Source organism: Pyruvatibacter sp. HU-CL02332, assembly GCF_040362765.1.
Classification (GTDB): domain Bacteria; phylum Pseudomonadota; class Alphaproteobacteria; order CGMCC-115125; family CGMCC-115125; genus Pyruvatibacter.
On record NZ_BAABWK010000002.1, the window covers coordinates 1,058,872 to 1,072,914 of the forward strand.

General features: G+C 59.3%; 15 protein-coding genes. 3 read left to right on the forward strand and 12 right to left on the reverse strand.

Going from position 1 to position 14,043, the window contains the following annotated elements; genetic code table 11:
- Positions 1-44 precede the first annotated feature (44 nt).
- The gene (locus ABXH05_RS15620) at positions 45-878 is read left to right on the forward strand and encodes an SDR family oxidoreductase (protein ID WP_353562139.1); all 834 of its coding nucleotides are present in this window, start codon (positions 45-47) and stop codon (positions 876-878) included.
- A gap of 72 nt (positions 879-950) precedes the next feature.
- Here ABXH05_RS15620 and ABXH05_RS15625 read toward each other — a convergent pair whose 3' ends face one another.
- The 9 genes from ABXH05_RS15625 to ABXH05_RS15665 form a co-directional block, all read right to left on the reverse strand.
- Complete coding sequence (locus ABXH05_RS15625) at positions 951-1,757, reverse strand: cell wall hydrolase (RefSeq protein ID WP_353562141.1); 807 nt, start codon at positions 1,755-1,757, stop codon at positions 951-953.
- Positions 1,758-2,325: 568 nt separating this feature from the next.
- Complete coding sequence (gene ppdK, locus ABXH05_RS15630) at positions 2,326-4,992, reverse strand: pyruvate, phosphate dikinase (RefSeq protein WP_353562143.1); 2,667 nt, start codon at positions 4,990-4,992, stop codon at positions 2,326-2,328.
- 2 nt (positions 4,993-4,994) lie between these two features.
- Positions 4,995-5,216 (reverse strand): hypothetical protein, encoded by a 222-nt coding sequence (locus ABXH05_RS15635; RefSeq protein WP_353562145.1) that lies wholly within the window; start codon positions 5,214-5,216, stop codon positions 4,995-4,997.
- A gap of 3 nt (positions 5,217-5,219) precedes the next feature.
- The gene (glyS, locus tag ABXH05_RS15640) at positions 5,220-7,292 is read right to left on the reverse strand and encodes a glycine--tRNA ligase subunit beta (RefSeq protein ID WP_353562146.1); all 2,073 of its coding nucleotides are present in this window, start codon (positions 7,290-7,292) and stop codon (positions 5,220-5,222) included.
- Positions 7,285-8,190 carry a glycine--tRNA ligase subunit alpha gene (locus ABXH05_RS15645; RefSeq protein ID WP_348139177.1) on the reverse strand — a complete coding sequence of 302 codons (906 nt, stop codon included), beginning with the start codon at positions 8,188-8,190 and terminating at the stop codon, positions 7,285-7,287. The genes glyS and ABXH05_RS15645 overlap by 8 nt, the downstream gene beginning before the upstream one ends.
- A gap of 169 nt (positions 8,191-8,359) precedes the next feature.
- Entirely contained in the window at positions 8,360-8,566 is a 207-nt protein-coding gene (locus ABXH05_RS15650) for a hypothetical protein (protein ID WP_348139175.1), read from the reverse strand.
- Between the two features lie 35 nt (positions 8,567-8,601).
- A complete protein-coding gene (locus ABXH05_RS15655; protein WP_348139173.1) occupies positions 8,602-9,513 on the reverse strand; it encodes a S49 family peptidase in 912 nt (303 codons plus the stop codon).
- 37 nt (positions 9,514-9,550) lie between these two features.
- Positions 9,551-10,342 carry a tRNA1(Val) (adenine(37)-N6)-methyltransferase gene (locus tag ABXH05_RS15660; RefSeq protein ID WP_353562149.1) on the reverse strand — a complete coding sequence of 264 codons (792 nt, stop codon included), beginning with the start codon at positions 10,340-10,342 and terminating at the stop codon, positions 9,551-9,553.
- On the reverse strand, positions 10,339-10,572 hold the full coding sequence (locus tag ABXH05_RS15665; protein ID WP_043948512.1) for a putative signal transducing protein: 234 nt from the start codon (positions 10,570-10,572) through the stop codon (positions 10,339-10,341). Before ABXH05_RS15665 ends, ABXH05_RS15660 begins: the two co-directional genes overlap by 4 nt.
- A gap of 176 nt (positions 10,573-10,748) precedes the next feature.
- Between ABXH05_RS15665 and ABXH05_RS15670 the strand changes: the two genes are divergently transcribed.
- Entirely contained in the window at positions 10,749-11,768 is a 1,020-nt protein-coding gene (locus tag ABXH05_RS15670; RefSeq protein ID WP_348139168.1) for a polyprenyl synthetase family protein, read from the forward strand.
- Positions 11,769-11,848: 80 nt separating this feature from the next.
- On the opposite strand, the gene ABXH05_RS15675 is transcribed toward ABXH05_RS15670, so the two are convergent.
- Entirely contained in the window at positions 11,849-12,235 is a 387-nt protein-coding gene (locus ABXH05_RS15675; RefSeq protein ID WP_353562151.1) for a hypothetical protein, read from the reverse strand.
- A 50-nt stretch (positions 12,236-12,285) separates the two neighbouring features.
- On the opposite strand from ABXH05_RS15675, the gene ABXH05_RS15680 reads away from it, so the two are divergent.
- The gene (locus ABXH05_RS15680; RefSeq protein WP_353562153.1) at positions 12,286-12,798 is read left to right on the forward strand and encodes a winged helix-turn-helix transcriptional regulator; all 513 of its coding nucleotides are present in this window, start codon (positions 12,286-12,288) and stop codon (positions 12,796-12,798) included.
- Positions 12,799-12,804: 6 nt separating this feature from the next.
- Here the strand turns inward: ABXH05_RS15680 and ABXH05_RS15685 are convergent, their stop codons facing one another.
- Both ABXH05_RS15685 and ABXH05_RS15690 read right to left on the reverse strand, forming a co-directional pair.
- Positions 12,805-13,671 (reverse strand): 4-(cytidine 5'-diphospho)-2-C-methyl-D-erythritol kinase, encoded by an 867-nt coding sequence (locus ABXH05_RS15685; protein ID WP_353562155.1) that lies wholly within the window; start codon positions 13,669-13,671, stop codon positions 12,805-12,807.
- Positions 13,668-14,027, reverse strand: coding sequence for an MmcQ/YjbR family DNA-binding protein (locus ABXH05_RS15690; protein WP_353562159.1), 360 nt, complete (start codon positions 14,025-14,027; stop codon positions 13,668-13,670). The genes ABXH05_RS15685 and ABXH05_RS15690 overlap by 4 nt, the downstream gene beginning before the upstream one ends.
- Positions 14,028-14,043 lie beyond the last annotated feature (16 nt).

The window sequence follows — 14,043 nt, forward strand, 5'->3', positions numbered from 1 at the left end:
GCCCTACACTCCTCCCTAGAAAAAGAAATTCAGGGAGAGTGACCATGTCCAAATCAGGGGACCGCAAGTCCATATTCATCACCGGTGCCGCCAGCGGCATGGGCAAAGCGACAGCTGACCTGTTTGCTGAAAAAGGCTGGTTTGTGGGTGCGACAGACGTCAATGAGGCCGGACTGAGGGCCCTTGAAAGCGAGATCGGCACAGACAACTGCTTCATCTCAACACTGGATGTGACAGACGGCGATGCGTTTACCACGGTCCTCGAGACATTTGCCAAGGATACAAACGGCACGCTTGACCTGCTTTTCAATAATGCAGGCATTGGCGCGGGCGGATTTTTTGACGAGATGACATTTGATGAAGTGATGGCGGTCGTGAACGTCAACTTCGTCGGCGTGATGCGCGGCATCCACCTTGCCTACCCGCTGTTGAAAGCCACGCCCAACTCGCTGTGCTTCACCACATCTTCTTCGTCAGCAACCTATGGCATGCCAGGCATCGCGGTTTATTCGGCGACCAAGCATGCGGTGAAAGGTTTGACGGAGGCTCTGTCCATTGAATTTGCCCGACATGGGGTTCGTGCAGCAGATGTTCTGCCCGGCCTGATTGACACGCCCATTCTTCCGGATGGAACGCAGGACGGCGCACCGACCGAAGGCATGTTCCGGCTGATGCCGGCGTCATCTGTTGCGGACAGCGTCTGGGACGCATATCACACGCCCGAGAAACTGCACTGGTATGTGCCTGAGGAAATTGGTGATCTGGACAAAGCTGCCGGCAACACGCCGGAACTGGTGCGCGAGCAGATCAAGAGCACCGGCCCACTGGCTATGGTTATCAAGGAAATGGAAGAGCAGGCTGCTGCATCACGCAAGTAGCCGGATCTGCAAAGCATATTGGAGAGTTGGGCCTCACCTAGCTTTGGTGGGGCCTGATTGCCTTTTTAAGGCCTAGCTCTCCTGAGGCGCGTGGCGGTTCACCCAGCGATAGAAGATGTGCTTACCAACCGTCGTCGTCTCGCGCAGGCTTGGTGCCCAATAGGGTGACACATAGTCAGCATGGTAGTGCGTAGCTTTGCCAGTCACTTCTTCCCACTGAACGTCGAGCATGACGTAGCTTGCCAGGTTCTGTGATTTCTTCCAGGCGGTCTTTTCCGCGGCGACATCACGGAGCCCATCGCATGTCCAGGAAAACTGGCAACCGGTTGCCCGATGCGAGCCCTGATAAACAACACCGCAAATCGTACCGGGGTAGCGCTTGTCGTCGACACGGGTCAGTACGACTTCAGCAACAGCGAGTTTGCCCTTGGCGCCCTCGCTGCGGGCTTCAAAGTAAATTGCTTCGGCAAGGCAAAGGTGTTCGCGCTGCAACTGGGCAGGTGAGAGCTTTGCAAAACGCTCTGCCAAACGGCCTTTGCCGGCAATCTGTACGGCGTTTTCAACAACCGCGTAGAACGTGCGATCGCTCATGGCCTTGGTCACAGCAGGAAGTGTTGAGATGGGCGCGCTGAGACGACCGCCGGCGACCCGTGACCGGGCCTTGGCGGATACTGCGCGTACCTGTGGTGCTTCACTGATGCTTGATGTTTCGCTGGCGGTTGAAAACGCGCCCTGAACGCCAGGTACTGCACCAACGGCTACAGCGCCCAGTGCAATAAACAGCGCAGCGGCGCCAGACGCGGCTGCCAAGCGGCGCGTGCTGTGCTTGGCAGCAAGCTCGCGGATATTCGTCAAAACGGTGTCGAAGCTCTTAAGCATCGTCCTGTCTCCAACTTTCCAAATCCTGCCAGGCATTGTGCCGGGCAAGTGGCGCGAAGGGTCCGGGCGCGCACTATCTGCGCAACCGTCTCAAACCGTCTTCACGCCCCCAAAAACAAACGGATCTACGTATCCGCTATCTCACTTCGGCACGTCATCTTCTGACCTGTGCCGCTTTGGGTCTGGAAATCGGAGAAAATCGGCGGAAAGCTTCCCTAGCCTCGCCCTATCCATCCAGCCCGCTCTCATGACAGGCAATCTGCGTGCCACCACTCTTCTGGGTGACGATTACCTGACCGGAATCTCGTGCCGCGATCTGCCGTTACAAGAATGTCAACAAGATCGCTGTGATGGGGGAGATAGCATTTACATTTGGGGGGTTCAAGACGGCATTGGTCACGCCCACGTGAGAAGGCATAACTCTTTGTAATCAAATAGGTTTTTAGATGCATTGCCGCCATGCACGAGACGCAAATCGGTTAATATATGTTGCACTGCACACGAATATTTCGGCGGTTTTCAGCCATATATTGTGCATTGCAGCATCAATTGCCGGAAAAGTCCCGAATCAGGCCTGAAGTGCAGACTGTGCGGCTGCGAGACGGGCTATCGGCACCCGATAGGGTGAGCACGACACATAGTCGAGGCCGACGGATTCGCAGAACCGGACAGATTCCGGGTCACCACCATGCTCGCCACAGATACCCAACTTGATGTCCGGACGGGTCGCCCGCCCGCGCTCGGCGCCAATTTTCACAAGCTCGCCTACGCCATCGGGGTCAAGCGACACGAACGGGTCCTGCTCGATGAGACCCTGATCCTGATAGTTCTTCAGGAACATGGCCGCGTCGTCACGGGAGATGCCGTAAGTGGTCTGGGTCAGGTCATTGGTGCCGAAAGAGAAGAACTCGGCCGTTTCGGCGATGTGGTTGGCCTGAAGGGCCGCGCGCGGCAACTCGATCATGGTGCCGACCAGATAGTCGAGCTTCTTGCCGGTTTCTTTTTCGACTTCGCCGGCAATGGCCACGATGCGCGCCTTGAGCACATCGAGTTCCTGCTTCATGGCCACGAGCGGGATCATGATTTCTGGGGTGACCGGCGCGCCGGTCTTTTCAGCTGCAGCGATGGACGCTTCAAAAATCGCACGGGCCTGCATCTCATAGATTTCCGGGTAGGAAATACCCAGGCGGCAGCCACGATGGCCCAGCATGGGATTGAACTCATGCAGTTCGTGCGCCCGTTGCTTGAGCTTGGCCGCATCAATGCCGGAGGCAGCAGCCACCTCGTCCATTTCTGCATCGGTCTGCGGCAGGAATTCATGCAGCGGCGGATCAAGCAGACGGATCGTCACCGGCAGGCCGGACATGATCTCGAACAGGTCGGCAAAGTCCTTGCGCTGCATGGGAAGGATCTTGTCCAGCGCCACCTTGCGGCTGGCCTTGTCGTGTTCGTCCGCCAAAATCATCTCGCGCACAGCGACAATGCGTTCTGCTTCAAAGAACATGTGCTCAGTGCGGCACAGGCCGATGCCTTCCGCGCCGAACTTGCGGGCGGTCTCCGCGTCTGCAGGTGTTTCAGCGTTGGTGCGCACTTTCATGCGGCGGGCTTCATCGGCCCAGACCATCAGCTTGGCGAAGTCACCGGAGAGTTCAGGCTGCAATGTCGGCACTTCACCGAGGATCACCTGGCCCTTGGAGCCATCAATGGTGATGACGTCGCCCTCTTTGACGGTCTCACCGCCAACGGTGAATGTCTTGCCCTCATAGTCAACGCGGACCGTGCCCGCGCCAGACACACAGGGGCGCCCCATGCCCCGCGCCACAACCGCGGCGTGACTGGTCATCCCACCGCGTGTCGTCAGGATGCCTTCAGCGGCGTGCATGCCGTGAATGTCTTCAGGGCTTGTTTCAATCCGCACAAGGATGACGCGCTTGCCTTCCTGCATGCATTCCACAGCGTGCTCCGCGGTGAACACGACCGCGCCGGATGCAGCACCAGGTGATGCGGGCAGGCCTGTTGCTATCACATTGCGGGGCGCATCCGGGTCAAGGGTCGGGTGCAGCAACTGGTCAAGCGAGCCCGGCTCGACGCGCAGCACCGCTTCATTGGAGGTGATGAGACCTTCATCCACCATGTCACACGCAATCTTCAGCGCGGCCTTGGCCGTGCGCTTGCCGTTGCGGGTCTGCAGCATCCAAAGCTTGCCCTGCTGGACGGTAAACTCGATGTCCTGCATGTCGCGGTAGTGGCCTTCGAGCTTCTTGTAGATGTCCACAAGCTGGCCGAACACTTCCGGCATGGCTTCTTCCATGCTGGGATCATTGGAGCCTGCTTCAATGCGCGACTGTTTGGTGAGGTTCTGCGGTGTGCGAATGCCCGCCACAACGTCCTCGCCCTGGGCATTGATCAGGAACTCGCCGTAAAACTCTTTTGCGCCGGTGGATGGGTCGCGCGTAAACGCAACGCCGGTGGCCGACGTGTCGCCCATATTGCCGAACACCATGGCCTGGACGTTGACGGCGGTACCCCAGCTTTCAGGAATGTTGTGCAAGCGGCGATAGGTGTCGGCGCGGTCATTGCGCCAGGAACCGAACACAGCCGAGATCGCGCCCCAAAGCTGGTCACGCACATCCTGCGGGAAGGGCTGACCCAGTTCGCGCTCAACAGCCGCCTTGTAGTGGCTGATGATTTCTTTCCAGTTGTCGGCGGTCAGCTCGGTGTCCAGCGTCAGTTCGTTGTCTTCCTTGAAGGTCTCAAGGATTTCTTCGAAGTGATAGTGGTCCACACCCAGCACCACATCCGAATACATCTGGATGAAGCGGCGGTAGCTATCGAGTGCAAAGCGTTCGTCGCCGGACAGTTTGGCCAGTGCGCCAATGGTTTCGTCGTTGAGACCAAGGTTCAAGACCGTATCCATCATGCCGGGCATTGAGGCACGGGCACCCGAGCGCACGGAGACGAGAAGCGGATTGGCTGTGTCGCCGAATGTGGCGCCGACGAGCGAACCCACATGCTCAAGAGCTGCATCCACTTCGCCGGAGAGTTCTGACGGGTACTGACGATCATTGTCGTAATATGCCGTGCATAGCTCCGTGGTGATGGTAAAGCCCGGTGGCACCGGCAGACCCAGATTGGACATTTCAGCAAGGTTTGCACCCTTGCCGCCCAGAAGGTTGCGGTCGCTGGCGGACCCTTCCGCCTTGCCGTCGCCGAAGCTGTACACCCACTTGTTCATGGTTACTCGCCTGTCTTGCGGTGTGATTTGAGATTGTGAATGAAGAGGAGCGGTTTGCGCGGCTGCGCTGCCTTTGCATTTCGTGGCGCTGCCGTTGTCTGGATTGTCCGGTTAAACCGGACAATGGCGGCAGGTGTTTGATGGTGGACCCATTTTATCACGCCATCCTCCGGCTTGACCGGTGGATCCACGGGCGACGCGCCAAACTCTATGATCTGCGCCATGGTCTAGCCCTCTACCTTGGAAAAGTCTGCGACCGTGTGCAGCGCATCACGGATTTGCGCGAGCAGCTTCAAACGGTTTTCACGCAGTGCGGCTTCATCTGCATTGACGGTGACATCATCAAAGAACAGGTCCACCGGTCCGCGCAGCTTTGCCAGCGCCGCCATGGCGCCTGCAAAGTCTTCCTTTGCCACCGCCTCGCGAGCGATGCCGGTCGCAGCATCAATGGCTGCATAAAGATCGCTTTCGGCTTTTTCAGCAAACAACTCGATGTTGGCCGCGCCGGAAACCGCGCCGGTTTTCTTTTCTTCGATGCGCAGAATATTGGCCGCGCGCTTGTAGCCAGCCAACAGGTTGGCGCCATCATCGGTCGCGAGGAAGTCTGATAGCGCATTTACGCGCTGAACGATCAACCAGAGGTCATCCTGACCTTCCATGGCGAAGACCGCATCCACCAGGTCATGACGCGTACCGCGGTCGCGGAGATAGACCTTCAGGCGATCTGCGAAGAACTCGAGCAGGCTATTTGCGTTGCCAGTCGCGCCTTCACCGAAACTCTGCCCGGCTGCAGCAAACTCAGTTGCGAGATTGAGCCGAAGAGAATTCTCGAGGATCACGCGAATTGTGCCCAGGGCTGCGCGACGCAGCGCAAACGGGTCCTTGGAACCTGTCGGCTTTTCATCAATCGCCCAGAAGCCGGCCAAAATGTCGAGCTTGTCAGCAAGTGCCACCGCAACGGAGACAGCGGCTGTCGGGGCGTCGTCATCGGGTCCCTGCGGCGCGTAATGATCGCGCACGGCATCAGCGGCTTCTTTGTCTTCGCCATCTTCAAGGGCGTAGTAGCGGCCCATGATGCCTTGCAGGTCCGGGAACTCATAAACCATGCCGGTGCTGAGATCAGCTTTTGACAGGCGTGCAGCGCGTGCGGCCTTGTCGCCGTCAGCCCCAACCTTTGTGGCCAGTTCTGTCGCGAGTTTCGCTACACGTTCGGACTTTTCGTGCACCGTGCCGAGCTTCTTATGAAAGACGATCTTTTTGAGGTCGTCGACGCGGCTCTCAAGTGTGCGCTTCTTGTCTTCGTCCCAGAAGAAGCGGGCGTCGGAGAAGCGAGCGCGCAGGACGCGGCCATTGCCGTCGGCGATGGCCTTACCGCCGTCTTCAGCTTCCACATTGGCAACGCAGACAAACTTGGCGGCCATCTTGCCGGTGGCAGCATCCCGCACAGCGAAATACTTCTGGTTGGTGCGCATGGTGCTGGTGAGCACTTCCGGCGGCACGTCGAGGAAGCTTTCGTCAAACTCGCCAAGCAACGGCACGGGCCACTCAACAAGGCCTGCAACTTCCGCCAGCAGGGCTTCGTCTTCGACCAGTTCAAGGCCCTGCGCCTGACACAAGGTTTTGGCATCGGCCAGAATGCTCTGCATACGGACTTCTGCGTCCACCATCACCTTGGCGCGTTCGAGGCTGACTTCATAGTCTTCCAGCCGGTGCACGGTGATGGCGTCCGGTGCCATGAAGCGATGACCGTAAGTGGCGTTGCCTGACTTGAGGACTTTCTTGTCGCCCAAGGCAATTTCAAACGGCACCACTTCGCCATCAAACGTGCAGACGATGGAATGCAGCGGGCGCACCCAGCGTAATGTGCCACTGCCCCAGCGCATGGATTTGGGCCAGGGGAACTTGCGGATGGTGTCGGGAATGATGTCTGCCAACAGGTCCGGCACCGGGCGGCCCGGCTTTTCAATCACGGCGACGTAGAACGCGCCTTTCTTGTCTTCCTGCTGTTCGCACTCATCAACGCTCGCAAGCCCGGCAGACTTCAAAAAGCCTTCCAGCGCCTTTTCTGGCGCACCGACGCGGGGGCCTTTGCGCTCTTCCTTGCGGTCAGGGGCCGCGCCGGGCAAGCCACCAAGCGCCAGCATCAGGCGGCGGGGCCCGTAGTGGATGCGTGCCCACTCATAGGTGACGCCAGCCTCCACAAGATCACCGGTAATCATGCGCTGCAAATCTTCCGCTGCACGCTTTTGCATGCGGGCGGGAATTTCTTCGCAGAAGATTTCAATGAGTGCTTCAGGCATCAGAGGCCTCAAGCTGGGTCTTCAGATAGGCTTCGCTGCAACCCTTAGCCAGATTGCGGACGCGACCGATATAGGCCTGCCGCTCGGTCACCGAAATGACGCCGCGGGCATCCAGCAGGTTGAAGCGGTGCGAGGCTTTCAAAACCTGATCATAGGCGGGCAGCGGCAGAGCAGGCTCATGGTTGAGCAGGTTCTGGCACTCGCGCTCGGCCTGATCGAACTGGGCAAACAGTGTTTCGGTGTCGGCTGCGTTGAAGTTGTGGTGTGAGTATTCAACTTCCGCCTGATGGAACACGTCGCCATAGGTGACTTTCTTGTCGCCTTCAGCGCCGTTGAAATCCAATTCAAAGCCGTTGTCGACGCCCTGTACATACATGGCGAGACGCTCAAGCCCATAGGTCAGCTCACCGGACACCATGTCGACTTCAATGCCGCCGACCTGCTGGAAATACGTGAACTGCGACACTTCCATGCCGTCACACCAGACTTCCCAGCCAAGTCCCCAGGCGCCCACGGTGGGGTTCTCCCAGTCGTCTTCCACAAAGCGGATGTCGTGCAGCTTGGGGTCGATACCCAGCGCGTACAGGCTTTGCAGATACAGCTCCTGAATGTTGTCAGGGCTGGGCTTCAGGATCACTTGAAACTGATAGTAGTGCTGAAAGCGGTTCGGGTTCTCGCCATAGCGGCCGTCCGTCGGGCGGCGCGAGGGCTGAACGTAGGCGGCATTCCATGGCTTGGGGCCAAGGGCGCGCAGGATGGTCGCCGGGTGCAATGTGCCCGCGCCCATCTCCATGTCATAGGGTTGCAGCAGCACGCAGCCCTGGTCCGCCCAGAAGCGCTGGAGGGTCAGGATCAAGCCCTGAAAAGATGTATCGGCCTTGGGCCGTGACGCGGTCATGGAGGCGGGTGTGCTTTACCGGAATGGGTTCAAAACGCGGCCAAAACGCGAGCGGGACGACATACACAGAATCGACAATGAAACTGCCATTCATCCCAGGCGCGCCGGAACCTAGCCGCGTGTGTCCGGTGGGGTCAAGGAGAGCCTCGCGGGAGGCTGTTGCCCGGATTTAACGGGCCGTTTTGTCCTTTGGGCGATAGACGCCGTCCCGGCCCGGTTCAAGGGTCTGAGCATCTGATTTTCCGGCCATATGCTCGGTGGCTTTGCGGGCGGCTTCCTCCACGGATGAGCGGCGGCCAAGGCCCTTGTCCCGCAGGGTCTTCCAGGCCGCATAGGCTGCGACCACCAACAGGGCGGTGAGAATCATATTCCCCATGAGATTGTCCCTCTCATTACGTCTTTATGGCTTGTTCAAAGTCCAAACCGAGACCACAAAGCGCGGGTTTCCAGCGCGCTCAGGCTATTTTCGACCAGATTTGTATCCAGTGAGAGCGGCGAAGATGAGGCATCGTGAGAGACGCCTGCCGCATTCTTGTTGCGCCGGAACAGGCCACCGGAGGTGTGCACCAGTTTCAGCTTGGTCTTTTCACCGAACTTGTCCTTCAGGATGGCCCGCATGTCGCCCAGGCCATCAATCAGGCCCAGCGTCTGCGCCTTGGCACCGGTCCAGAACGAGCCGGTGAAGAGATCACTTTCAGGTTGGCTCAGTTTGCCCTCGCGACGATCGCGAACCATCTGCTTGAAGCTTTCATGCACTTCCGCCTGCAGGCTCTTGAGGTGCTCCACGTCCTTGGGGTCTTCCGCCTGGAACGGGTCAAGCATCGCTTTGCTCTCGCCGGCCGTGTAAACGCGGCGTTCGACGCCAACGCGGTCAATCAGCTGTTTGAAGCCGAAACCAGCTGACACAACGCCGATGGAGCCAACCACGGAGTTTTCGTCCGCGTAAATCTCGTCGCCTGCGAGCGCCAGCATATAGCCGCCGGACGCGCCCACATCTTCGATGAAGGCAAAGACGGGAATTTCCTTTTCAGCGGAGAGCGCCCGGATGCGCTTCATGATAAGCGCCGACTGGACCGGTGAGCCGCCGGGCGAGTTGATGGCAAGCGCCACCGCCTTCACGGATTTGTCCGCAAAGGCTGCCTCAAGGTCGGCTGCAACAGAAGTCAGCGACAGGCTTGGATTGAACGGGCTCGACTGGCCGCCGATGACGCCATTGAGGCGCACCACATGGACCAGGGGCTCGGGTTCACTGAAGAGCTTTTTTGCCAGCGGGCCGATAAGGGGCTGGTCGCGCAAGCCGCGCAGATTGTCTTTAATTCCCATGGGGTGAGACATAGGCATTCCGGCGGGGCTGCACAAGCTAGCCGGAGATGTTGATTTCCCTGCCTTTTCTGAGGATATCCCACGCTTTATCAGCGATCAGGCCACCGCGCCCATGCAGTTCTAGGCCCGGGAGGATTTCCAGCGGGGCGCGGCTGCCTTTGGTTGCCTGCACGAGGACGCGGGTGGCCGCCTTGCCTGTGCTGCGCGGCGCGGGCCATAGGGGGAAAATCTTGGCGCCCCCTGCCCGGCCTTCAAGGGCTGCCAGCAAGTCCGCCAGCTTGTCCGCCCTATGGACAAAAGTGAGCGTGCCGCCGGGTTTGACCATGCGGGTGGCGCATTTCACCCAGGCGGCCAGCAGGTCCGCAGGGCCGGAAAATGCCCGCGCCCGGACGTCGCCGGGGGGCGGCGTTGCTTCGCCTTCGGTGAGAAAGGGCGGGTTGGCGATGGCGTGGTCGCAGCTTTCAGGCTCAAGGCCCAATGCCTCCAGCGCACTGCCTTTGGCTGTGACGTCTGCGCGGATGAATTTGACGACGTCTGAGAGATCGTTGCGCTCCGCGTTGCGGCGGGCCAGATCGAGGGCCTCATCTTCAATCTCGACGCCCAGCACATGGGCGCCGGTGCGTGATGTGAGGCAGAGGGCTGCCACGCCGGGACCGCAGCCAAGCTCCAGAACGCGCTCGCCTTCCGTGGCCGGACAGGCGGCGGCGAGCATGACGGTGTCGACACCGGCTCTAAAGCCATTGCGCGGCTGCAGGCATTTGATCTGGCCGCTGAGGAAGTCATCGTCAGATGTTTCAAGTTCGGCTTTTGTAACGTCAGCATCCGTCACCAACGGCTCTCCCCAACCGGCGGCACGTCGATGCCGGCATCCACAAGAAGGCTGCGCGCGGCCGCCACATCGTCCTCATGGACGGCCAGGCGGCGCGGCAAAATGCCCAGTGAGCCTTCAATAATGCTCATATGAACGTCAAGAACGCTGAACCGAAGGCCCGCGTCCCGCATCAAAGCCTCAGCAAAAGAGACAAGAACCGGGTCATTTGTGCGCAAAAGCTCAATCATGACGTGTGAATCAATGTCCCAATTGCAGATGTGGAATGCGCGGCAGCGGGCCGCACGGGAGTTGACTTGACCGTTTGTGCACCGCACTTAGACTTCGGATTGACGGGCTGGGTCATGACTTTACCTTGCCTACCTTATCACGCGAAGGAGCGTCCTTCAGTAAGGGCGTTGAAGGCATGGGCGTAGTTGTTCCTCTTGAAAGTGACCGTGGCGAAGGCAGCGATGCTGTTGAACGCCTGACAGAGCTTGTCGGCGCTGACATGGATCGGGTGACAGACCTCATCCTGTCGCGGCTCGCGTCTCAGGTCGAGATGGTTCCAGAGCTTGCCGGTCACATTGTGGAGAGCGGCGGCAAGCGCCTGCGCCCGATGATGACACTCGCTGCCGCCAGCATTGTTGGCTATCAGGGTACGGACCATGTGAAGCTGGCCGCTGCGGTTGAGCTGATGCACACGGCAACGCTCCTGCATGACGACGTTGTGGATGAAAGCGATCTGCGGCGCGGCAAGGAAGCGGCCCGCAAGATTTGGGGCAATCAGGCCAGCGTTCTTGTTGGCGACTTCCTGCTTGGACGCGCGTTCAAGATGATGGTGGAAGTCGGCTCTCTCAAGGCGCTGGATATTCTCTCCACGTCTGCTTGCGTCATTGCAGAAGGCGAAGTGCTGCAGCTGGCCACGACGAAAGACACCCGCACCACGGAAGACGCCTATCTGCAGGTGGTGAATGCCAAAACAGCGGCGCTGTTTGCAGCAGCGACCGAAGTGGGCGCGGTGATTGCTGACCGTCCGGATTCCGAACAGGCAGCACTTTCTTCATACGGCCGCAATCTCGGCATTGCCTTCCAGCTTGTGGATGATGCGCTGGATTATTCTGGCCGTCAGGCAACGCTGGGCAAGACGGTTGGTGATGATTTCCGCGAAGGCAAGCTGACGCTGCCGGTTGTTCTGGCCTATCGCCGGGGCACTGCGGATGAACGCCAGTTCTGGGAACGCACACTGCGCGACGGGGACCAGAACGACGGCGACATGGAACAGGCCATTGCCATCATGGAAGCCCATGGCTGCCTGGATGACACCATTGGCCGGGCGCGCCACTACGGTGCCATTGCCTGCGACGCGCTGGCGATCTTCCCTGAGAGCGATATGCGCGATGTGCTGATCAGCCTTGTGCATTTCTGCGTCAACCGTAGTTATTAAGGCGCAGCTACTAGCCACAACAGCCAGAGCCAGAGCCGAGCTTCACAGCACATCGCGCATGTCAGGTGCGGATGCGTGCGCTACCAAAGTGGCGTCACGGCCATGTCAGGCGCGAGGGCTGCCACGGCCAGAGCGACCGCTACTGCTGTGATGAAACAGGCAATCAGCTTGCTGCGACGCCATGCGCCCGTAGCAAACAGCACGGCTGCGCCACCGCCGTTTGAGAGCAGCCCCATGGCTATGATGCCCCAGGGGAAGGTGCCCTGACCCAGCAGCCAGTAGCCATACCCATAGCCAATCAGCAGCGCAAAAATCGCAACACCGTAAAGCCTGAAGAGCGGCGCCGCGGCTTCGCCATAGCCCGTGGACGCGCTTACGCGGCTTGCAGGCAGAAACAGGAACGGCACACCCACCAGCAGGCCGGTTACGAGAATTTTGAAGATGAAAACAAGTGCGAGAAAGCTCATATCTGAATTCCTTTTTTGAACTCAGCTCGAGATAGGGTATCTAAGTTCATATGTCAAACTCAGACACCACACCCGATTCTCCACCCGACGCGCCACCTCGCCCCCGTGTCGTCCAGACACCGGTCGCCATGGATGATTGCGGCATGGCGCGTGCCACCGACCTGTTTGGGGATCGGTGGACACTGCTCATTCTGCGTGAGGCCTTGTATGGGGTGACCCGGTTTGAGGATCTGCGGGCAGACCTTGGCATTCCTCGCGCTGCCCTGAGCCAGCGTCTGGACCGGATGGTGGCTGCGGGGCTTCTATCGCGGCACCCTTACCGCGAGGGCGCGAGCCGGACGCGCCATGAGTACCGGATGACGGATCAGGGCATGGAAGCCGTCATTGTGCTGGTGGCTCTGATGGACTGGGGGGACCGATTTCTGCGTGACGACACGCCGCCGATTGACGTCGTAGAATCCGCAACGGGCGAAAAGCTGTCCATTGCTCTTACGACGCAAGATGGCCGCGTGGTACCGCTGAAGGACGCCAAAATGAACATCTTGCGTCGCCGCAAGACATAATCCACGTCAGCTCAAAATATGAGCCGCCTCAACCCACCATTCGTTGCGCGCGAGCGCTGCAGCGGCATGTGTTGCCGCCTCTTCATCCGCATACAAACCAAAACAGGTTGCGCCTGAGCCTGACATGCGTGCCATGAGACAACCCTTTGTTGCCGCAATCGCACGGACGGTTTCGCCAACCTCTGACACCAGATTGCGGGCGGGTGGCTCCAGATCGTTGCGGCAGGTCGTCATGAAGCGCGCAGCGGCCTTGGCGTCAGAAAACCCACCTGGCCAGAACGTGTCATTTTCAGCTGTGGTCGACTGTGCATTCAAGGCTTTGAAAACAGGGCCTGTTGCCACCGGCACACCGGGATTGACGAGCACACACCACAAATCCGGCATGGAGGGTGCGCGGGCAATCTTTTCGCCAATGCCGGACATCACACACGGGCTTGGTGCCTGAACACATACGGGCACGTCGGCGCCTAGCTCCAACCCGAGTGCGCCAAGCGTGGCCGCATCATGACCAAGGCCCCACAGGGTATTGAGCGCCCGCATCGCAGCGGCGCAATCCGCTGATCCACCGCCAATACCGGCAGCGACAGGCAGGCGCTTTTCGAGCGTTATCCGCGCGCCGCGACCACCGCCTGCATTCAGCAAGCGGGCAGCCTTCAACACCAGATTGTCCGCATCCGGCGTGTCTGCAAGGGCGGCTGCGTTAGGTCCTGTGACGTGAAACGAGAGATCTTCTGCAGGGTCAACAGTCAGGGTGTCCCCGGCACTTGCGAAGACGACCAGGCTTTCAAGCAGGTGATACCCGTCCGGGCGTTTGCCCAGCACATGAAGTGTGAGATTGATCTTTGCGGGTGCGAATTCGGTGATGGTGGTCACGGAAGCAGGCCCAGCTCTTTTTGTTTCTTCTTGGAAAGGGCAGCCGCAATCATATCGTAGGATTGCTTGATGTAGCCCTTGAGCTCATCGTCGCTCAGCCCCGGACTTTCATAGTGCTGCACCCATTTGAGGCCACGGGACGCCATGTAGGGGGCGGGCCTGATGCCGGGCTGCTGCGGCAGAACTTCAAAGCCAATGTCTGTCACCTTGAAGGTGAAGGCGGGTTCCTTGTCTTGCCATCCACCGATGGCAAACACTTTGCCGCCCACCTTCCACACATGAGCATTGCCCCATTGCACAACGTGAGTGGTGGCTTTCAGGCTCTTGCAATAGGCGTTGAATTCGTTGCCGGTCATCGCAATGCCGATGCCG